This is a genomic window from Alcanivorax sp. HI0083, assembly GCF_001635175.1.
The window spans coordinates 1-7,636 of the sequence record NZ_LWFX01001009.1 but is presented as its reverse complement, the minus strand read 5'-3'; the positions used below and the strand labels follow the sequence as shown (position 1 = coordinate 7,636).

Genomic DNA, 7,636 nt, shown 5'->3' with positions numbered 1-7,636 from the left:
CCCTGCTCGCCGAAGACGGCTACCACCCCAGCGCCAGCGGTTACCGCGCCATGGCTGGCGCCCTGGTGGAACAGCTCCTCAGTGACCAGGGAACGCGCCCCCCATCACAAATGTCATGACCTGCCCACCGCCGCGACGGCAAATTACGTAAGCTTTTCGTCGGGGAAAGCCACACCTTCACATTATCAAAAATCCATTACACCGCTTGCTACAAGGGATTGACTATGAACGCATGGAGCCATGCGGCTGGCTGCGTATTGCTGATTGCCAGCACCGCCATCCACGCCAATACCACCGAACATACCCAACAAGAAGAGCCGAAAACCCTGACCGAAGCAGAGATGCTTCAGCAGTACCAGGAATATGTGGAACACCTCTGGCAAGGCATGAGCCCTCAACAGGGGCGCATAACCCTGGACGGTGCCGGCGCCGTACTGGAGGTGCCAGACGATTTTTACTATCTGGACAGCGAAGACGCCCGGGTTGTGCTTGAGGACATGTGGGGCAATCCACCAGACCAGAACACACTGGGCATGCTTTTTCCTGCCAACTACCAGCCCTTTGATGAACAGGCGTGGGGCGTGGATATCGCCTACGTGGAAGAAGGGCATGTTGACGACGAGGATGCTTCCAGCATCGATTACAGCGACCTGCTTAGCGACATGCAGGATTCCCTCGAAGAGGAAAATAAATACCGCCAGGAACAGGACTACCCCACTATCAAACTGGTGGGCTGGGCAGAGCAACCACACTACGACGAACAGCAACATCAATTGTACTGGGCCAAGCAATTGCGCTTTGAAGACACGGAGGGGGACACCCTGAACTACAATATCCGCAAGCTGGGCCGTGAAGGCTTTCTGCAGATGAACTTCATTGCCGGCATGCAATCTCTGCCAGAAATCAATCAGCGGCTGGACCAGGTATTGGCCATGTCATCGTTCACCGACGGCAACCGCTATGCAGATTTCAACCCGGATACCGATCACATGGCCGCCTACGGTATTGGCGGACTGATCGCCGGCAAAGTGCTGGCCAAAACCGGCTTCTTCGCAGTCGCCCTGCTATTGCTGAAAAAATTCTGGTTCGTGATTATTGCCGGTGTTCTGGCCGCTGGAAAAACACTGTTCAGAAAGAAGTAATACTGCCTGCGATCAAACTGCATCGGTCGGATCGTCCACAGCGATGATCCGACCTCGCAGTCCCGCCTCCATTGCTGCCTACCGAACGACTACTGGAACAGCATCCCGAAACCGAAACGCCACAGGCCTTGATCCACCGTGCCCGCGCTGCGGTCCACGTCCAGCCATTGCTGGCTGTAGCCACCACGCATGAAGAACTGATCGTTCACATCCAGACGCACACCAGCGCCCACTTCATAACTGAATACCGTATCGTTCAGAGTCGGCGTATCCAGCCCGCAGTAATAGCCCCACCACGGATCCCACCAGCACACCGGCGTCGACGGCCCAGTGGGCACATTGGTATCCAGGTAAGTGGCCCCCATCGCACCATGCACATAGGGCGTTAGCGCCTTGCGGAAAAAGTGGTAAGTGCCGTTCACGTTCATGGTGGTCATTTCCAGGTCGCCACGGCCATCAAAGGCGCTGCCCCCGGCCACCGGCTGCGTGGTGGTTCGGAAATCCGTATCCACCCACTCCAGGGCAAACCCCAGCGACAGCTTTTCATCCAGGTTATAGGCCATATCGAAACCAAACCCGATATCATCATCCACCTTCGCTTTGGACCCACCATCCCCCGTGAATGACTGCCCCTCAAGGCCAATCACACGAAAACTGCCTTCCCAGCGCTCCGCCCGGTAGCTATTGGGGATTTCTGCCAACGCCGGCAGAGATAACAGACATGCCGTGCCTACCAACGCGATTCTTTTCATTCCTTGCCCCTGTGATCCATCTGGCTGTTCCCTGGCAGCATACCACCACCAAAGTGATTCGCGTAAACCGGCAACTAGTCAAACCGGCGCGACTTCGCTATACCTCGCCGCCCCACCCGCAAACGTCAGGCATTTGTGGGAATTCATGCTTGCATGATGAAGACGCTGGCCACGCGATACAAAGCCTGCCTGAACCGCATTGCCGCTTCATCGACACGATAAAAACAATCCTGGCCACGAAAATCTCATTGTGCCGCTCACGCTTCTTTTTCAAGGAAAATAAAAACCAAAAAAAAGCGAACCCGAAGGTTCGCTTTTCTGCTTTCACTATTGCATTTGGTTTAGAATCGATAACTCAACTGGGCACCGATAACATCAGCATCCAGCTCATAAGTGCCATTTAAAACCGCAGGAGCCCGAGAGGCATCAGCTCTGTTAATGTCTGCATCATCAACAAAAACATGGGCATAAGCGACATCGATCAACATATTTTCCATTGGCTCAAAACCGGCCCCTATTGTCGCCCAAACTTTCTCGGAATCCGGAGAAATTGCAGAACGATTATTGGTTCCTTGCGTAGACTCTTCCATCGCCACACCGAAGCGTAGAACAGTAGACTCACTCAGGCCATGACGCAGCCCCAGAGAGTAACGCGCGGTATTTTCCCAATCAAACGCTTCAACCGCAGGGTTCGGTAAGGGGGCCGGCCCCGCGTGGTCAATCACCAACTCATCCAGACTGCTCCATTCCATCCACTCGACACCCAGCAAAATCTGGGTGCGATCAGAAAGATCACCCGCATAGGAAAGCTGCAAAGACGCAGGCAATTCCACATCTGTGGAGCCAGAATGAGGACCTGCTATTGGGCCCGCCGTTTTGAAGGTGATATCCCCCTCAACTTCATAATCAATACTGGAACGGTACGCCACCCCGAAATGATTATTATCATCCGGGCTATACGTCAGCCCCAAATTCCAGCCATAAGCGTCATCATCACCTTCCAGACGAGTAGCGGCGTTTTCGATATCCGCATCCAATGTCTGGTAACTAACACCAATACCCACATTCAAATTATCGGTCAGCTGGATACCTAGTGAAGGGTTCAAATTAATGGTTTGAAGATCAGATTCCGTAGAATAAAAATCACCAGAGAACGGACCAACTGGAGACAAACCATTACCCCAGTTATCCTCATATTCCACCTTGGTGCCAAAAGGTGCCGTCACCGAAAAACCGAAAGTCATCGTTTCGCTTATCGGTACAGCCAGAAAACCACTGCCGATGAATGGCTCCACATCTTCCATATCACCTGGCCCATTGCTAAAACCTGTTGTAGAGGCGTCAGCCTCAAAATGGGTATCCACCCAAACTTGATGCACCGCCACCGACAATTCAGTCTTTTTCAAGCCAGCCAGTGTCGCCGGGTTGTACCATTGGTTGGAGGCATTCTCACTCAAAACGCCTGCACCCGCATACGCGGTACCCATCGCAGAGACGGATTGATACGACACACCAAAACCACTGGCCATGGTCTGGCCGGTAACCAGCCCCAGAGCGGAACCAATAAGTAACGCACCTGTTTTTTTCATTGCTGCTCTCCCTCTTCCTAAAATTATTAGCGTACACGCAAGATCATTCCTCGATCTGACTTCACTTATACACAACTTAGGCGAATAACAGCAAGACCCGTAAAATCCTCATACTTTCACACTAGAAACTGTCACTTTGTAAAATTACGCCCACAAAAAAAGGGCTGCCGAAGCAGCCCTTTTGTTTACCGTCCGGGTGGCATCAATCCGCCAGCACCGCCTTGGCAACAATGGTTTTCATGATCTCGTTGGTGCCACCGTAAATCCGCTGTACACGGGAGTCGGCGAACATACGGGCGATCGNGTATTCCCACATGTAGCCATAACCACCGTGCAGCTGCAGGCACTCGTCGATCACTTCGCACTGCAGGTCGGTAATGTAGTATTTGCCCGCCGCTGCGGTAGGAATATCCAGTTCTTTCTTCAGGTGCAGTTCCAGACAGCGGTCCACATAGGTGCGAGCCACTTCAAGCTTGGTGTGCATCTCGGCAATCTTGAACTGGGTGTTCTGGAAACCGGCGATCGGTTTACCGAAGGCCTTTCTTTCCTTCACGTATTCGATGGTGTGCGCCAGCGCAGACTCGGCCATGGCCAGACCACCAATGGAAATACCGAGACGCTCCTGGGGCAATTCCTTCATCAGGTAAATAAAGCCCATGCCTTCTTCACCCAGCAGGTTTTCTGCCGGTACGCGCACGTCCTGGAAAAACAGCTCGGAGGTGTCCTGGGCCTTCATGCCCACTTTCTTCAGGTTCTTGCCTTTCTCGAACCCCTCGGAATCGGTTTCCACCACAAACAGGCTGATGCCCTTGGCGCCTTTGGTGGGATCGGTTTTGGCCACTACAATCACGATGTCCGCATTCTGGCCATTGGTGATGAAGGTCTTGGAGCCGTTCAGCACGTAGTGATCGCCGTCTTTCACCGCGGTGGTTTTCACGCCTTGCAGGTCGGAGCCCGCGCCGGGCTCGGTCATGGCGATGGCTCCAATCATTTCACCGGTGACCATCTTCGGCAGGTATTTCTGTTTCAATACTTCAGAGCCATTGTTCTCAATGTAAGGCGCCACAATTTCTGTATGCAGCCCCCAGCCAATGCCGGTGAGGCCCAGTTTGGCAATCTCTTCACTGATCACCACGCTGTAGAGGAAATCAGCGCCGATACCGCCGTATTCTTCACTCACCATGGGGCACAGAAAACCCTGCTCGCCCGCTTTTAACCATACCTCTTTAGGCACAACGCCCTGCTGCTCCCATTCTTCATTGAAGGGAACGGCTTCGTTTTCCAGGAATTTGCGTACGGTATCGCGGAAGGTTTCGTGGTCAGAACTAAACAGCGTACGGGGAATCATCATGCTCTCCGGCATCAGGTTATCGGGAGTGGCCCCAACGCCGGACTGGCAGGGGCACAGAATGCCCCATAATGTTCACTGTGGCGGTCATCGGGCAATGACCGAAACGCTCAGGCCCTTGCTCATCTGTGAAACCTGGCCAATGACGCTGTTGTCGGAAACGGATCAGGCCCGGTGTTCACGGCCCAGATATTCGGAGGATTGCATCTCTTGCAAGCGGGAACGGGTGCGCTCAAATTCGAAATCCAGCCGTCCACCGGCATAGATATCTTCGATGGGCACCTCGGCGGCGACCACCAGTTTGACGGCACGGTCGTAGAATTCATCCACCAGGTTGATAAAGCGCCGGGCCATGTCGTCCTTGCCTGCGCCCATCTGCTCCACATTGGCCAACAGCACAGTATGGAACTCCCGGGCAATTTCGATGTAATCAGTCTGGCTGCGCGGCCCATCGCACAGTTCCTTGAACTCAAACCAGACCACATCGTCCGCGCAGACGACGGTAGCAATTTTGCGGCCCTCAATCAGCACATTGCCACGATCCCGGTGGCGGGAGTGATCCGGCTCCAGGGCCTGGAATCGTTCCTGCAGAAAGGTATCAGCCCCTTTCCCCAGGGGGCAGTGATATAGCTCGGCCTGCTCCAGCAGACGCAGGCGGTAGTCATTGCCGCCGTCCACGTTCAGCACCTGGGTGTGCTCTTTCAGCAAATCAATGGCAGGGAGAAAACGGGCCCGTTGCAGGCCATCCTTGTACAGGCCATCCGGCTCGATATTGGAGGTGGCCACCAGGGTCACCCCATTGGCAAACAGCTCCTGCATCAAGCCAGCCAGTATCATGGCGTCGGTAATGTCGGTGACAAAGAATTCATCAAAACACAGCACCCGGGCCTGACTGGCAAATTTGCGGGCGATGCTGATCAGCGGATTTTTTTCGCCCTGGCGTTCACGCATTTCCCGGTGCACTTTCTGCATAAAACGGTGAAAGTGCATGCGGCGCTTTTCCTTGAACGGCAGAGTCTGGAAAAACACATCCATCAGGTAGGTTTTGCCACGGCCCACGCCACCCCACATATACAGACCCATCTGCGGGCGGGGCTTGCGGAAGCGCCCGAACAAACCGCCTGACGATGGCTCTGCCAGCAAACGATGGTAGAGGTCGTCCAGCGCCGCGACGGCCCGCTCCTGGGCCGGGTCCTGGAAAAAGTCATCGCGCTGAAGGTCGGCCTTGTATTGCTCAAGAGGGGTCATGGGTCGCGGACCTGCCACTATGTAGTTGAAACCGGCTCAGGGCCTGAAACAGGCCCGGCAAGGGCGGGCCAATGTAGCGCCGGGGCCGCCAGCTGACAACCATCCGGGGAAAATCCACTCGCAGGGCAAAGCTAGCCGGGCAGGTGGCTGGCCGCAACCTCCTTCAGGTCCACCAGCTTGCCGTGGAAAAAATGGCCGCAATCCGGGAAACGGACCAGATCGGGGGCAAGGGATGTTTGCTCTGCCCAGCGAAACACCTGCTCCGCCGGCACCACTTCATCGTCCTCACCCTGCACCACGGTCACCGGACAGCCGGTATTTTCAATCTCGTCAAACGGGTAATGGTGCACTGGCGGCGCCACCAGCAGCAGTTCCCGGGCGGGCATACCGTTGGCCGTGAGAATTTCCGCCCCGCGCGCCGCCACAAAACTGCCAAAGGAAAACCCCGACAACCACAGCGGCAATTGCGGATACTGGTGTGTCAGCCAACTGTGGATAGCCAGCAGATCCTCGGTTTCGCCGATGCCATCACTATAGGCCCCCTGGCTTTCACCCACACCCCGGAAATTGAAGCGCACCACCACGGCCCCTTTATCCCGGGCCAGCCGAGCCAGGGTTGTCACCACCTTGTTGTCCATGGTGCCACCAAACAGGGGGTGGGGGTGGCAAACAATGGCCACAAACGGCGGCGTATCACTACCCTGTTCCACGACGACCTCCAGCTGCCCGGCTGGACCGGATAAGGTTTGCCGTTGTGCTGCCATTTTCTACTCCTATCGCATCCTGTTACGCCTTTCACCCTTGGCGGCTGAGCAGCTCTGTGCTGCAATAGCCTCAGCGTTATCGCCAGCGTCTTGGCGATACCTTACAGGAGTATGCCATGGATATGCTGACAACTGGGGTGCTGTGCTTTGCTGCCGGCGTGGTGGTAGGTGCAGGACTGCTTTTCTGGTTGTTACCGGCACGGCGGCAAGCCGGCCAACTGATTCGTGACCGTGACGAGGCCCGTCAGGCACTGAATCATTATCGGGACAAGGTAGACGATCATTTTCTGCAGACCGCTGATCTGGTCAACGATATGACCCAGGCGTATCGCTCCGTGCATGAGCATTTGTCCAAGGGCGCCCAGGTACTCTGCTCTGAAGTGGGCCGCAAACGGGCCGTGGCCAAATCCCTGGATTCCGCACCGGACAAGGAGAATAGCGAACCCATGGCGCCACCACTGGATTATGCCCCCAGCGCCAAGGGCACGCTCTCGGAAGACTTTGGCCTGCAGCAAAAACCCACCGGCCCCTTTGCGCCAGTGGACGTGGCCGATAACCCGATCCCCGACACCGTGGTCGAGCCGCCCCGGGATTATGCCGAGGGAGATGACGACGCCGCAGATGACAAGAAACCCGGCTGATGGCCGAGCAACCATAAAAAAGCCCGCTGATGCGGTAATACCGTTCACTTAAGGTTCTGTGCCAGACCTGAAGCCTTCGCGATGTAAACATCGCTCCCCCCCTCAAACTTCGGGATTGGTGGGAAGTCATGCTCGCATGACGAAGATGTTCG

General features: G+C 55.4%; 7 protein-coding genes. 2 read left to right on the top strand and 5 right to left on the bottom strand.

What is annotated here, in order from left to right; translation table 11 throughout:
• Nucleotides 1–224 precede the first annotated feature (224 nt).
• Entirely contained in the window at nucleotides 225–1,142 is a 918-nt protein-coding gene (locus A3754_RS12385) for a DUF2167 domain-containing protein (protein WP_063519937.1), read from the top strand.
• 89 nt (nucleotides 1,143–1,231) lie between these two features.
• Here A3754_RS12385 and A3754_RS12380 read toward each other — a convergent pair whose 3' ends face one another.
• The 5 genes from A3754_RS12380 to A3754_RS12360 all read right to left on the bottom strand — a co-directional run bounded on the left by A3754_RS12380 (nucleotide 1,232) and on the right by A3754_RS12360 (nucleotide 6,843).
• Nucleotides 1,232–1,894, bottom strand: a complete 663-nt coding sequence (locus tag A3754_RS12380) for an outer membrane protein (RefSeq protein ID WP_063519936.1) — start codon at nucleotides 1,892–1,894, stop codon at nucleotides 1,232–1,234.
• A gap of 341 nt (nucleotides 1,895–2,235) precedes the next feature.
• Nucleotides 2,236–3,483: an OmpP1/FadL family transporter gene (locus A3754_RS12375; RefSeq protein WP_063519935.1), complete on the bottom strand. Its 1,248-nt coding sequence runs from the start codon at nucleotides 3,481–3,483 to the stop codon at nucleotides 2,236–2,238.
• Nucleotides 3,484–3,685: 202 nt separating this feature from the next.
• A complete protein-coding gene (locus A3754_RS12370) occupies nucleotides 3,686–4,831 on the bottom strand; it encodes an acyl-CoA dehydrogenase family protein (protein ID WP_063519934.1) in 1,146 nt (381 codons plus the stop codon).
• A 165-nt stretch (nucleotides 4,832–4,996) separates the two neighbouring features.
• On the bottom strand, nucleotides 4,997–6,079 hold the full coding sequence (gene zapE / locus A3754_RS12365) for a cell division protein ZapE (protein ID WP_063519933.1): 1,083 nt from the start codon (nucleotides 6,077–6,079) through the stop codon (nucleotides 4,997–4,999).
• Between the two features lie 131 nt (nucleotides 6,080–6,210).
• Complete coding sequence (locus A3754_RS12360) at nucleotides 6,211–6,843, bottom strand: alpha/beta hydrolase (protein WP_063519932.1); 633 nt, start codon at nucleotides 6,841–6,843, stop codon at nucleotides 6,211–6,213.
• Nucleotides 6,844–6,959: 116 nt separating this feature from the next.
• On the opposite strand from A3754_RS12360, the gene A3754_RS12355 reads away from it, so the two are divergent.
• Nucleotides 6,960–7,484, top strand: a complete 525-nt coding sequence (locus A3754_RS12355) for a YhcB family protein (protein WP_063519931.1) — start codon at nucleotides 6,960–6,962, stop codon at nucleotides 7,482–7,484.
• Nucleotides 7,485–7,636 lie beyond the last annotated feature (152 nt).

Excerpts from the sequence above, each read along its gene's own strand:
- A3754_RS12380 (WP_063519936.1), bottom strand. The coding sequence starts at position 1,894 with ATGAAAAGAATCGCGTTGGTAGGCACGGCATGTCTGTTATCTCTGCCG.
- A3754_RS12360 (WP_063519932.1), bottom strand. The coding sequence starts at position 6,843 with ATGGCAGCACAACGGCAAACCTTATCCGGTCCAGCCGGGCAGCTGGAG.
- A3754_RS12355 (WP_063519931.1), top strand. The coding sequence starts at position 6,960 with ATGGATATGCTGACAACTGGGGTGCTGTGCTTTGCTGCCGGCGTGGTG.
- zapE (WP_063519933.1), bottom strand. The coding sequence starts at position 6,079 with ATGACCCCTCTTGAGCAATACAAGGCCGACCTTCAGCGCGATGACTTT.
- A3754_RS12375 (WP_063519935.1), bottom strand. The coding sequence starts at position 3,483 with ATGAAAAAAACAGGTGCGTTACTTATTGGTTCCGCTCTGGGGCTGGTT.
- A3754_RS12385 (WP_063519937.1), top strand. The coding sequence starts at position 225 with ATGAACGCATGGAGCCATGCGGCTGGCTGCGTATTGCTGATTGCCAGC.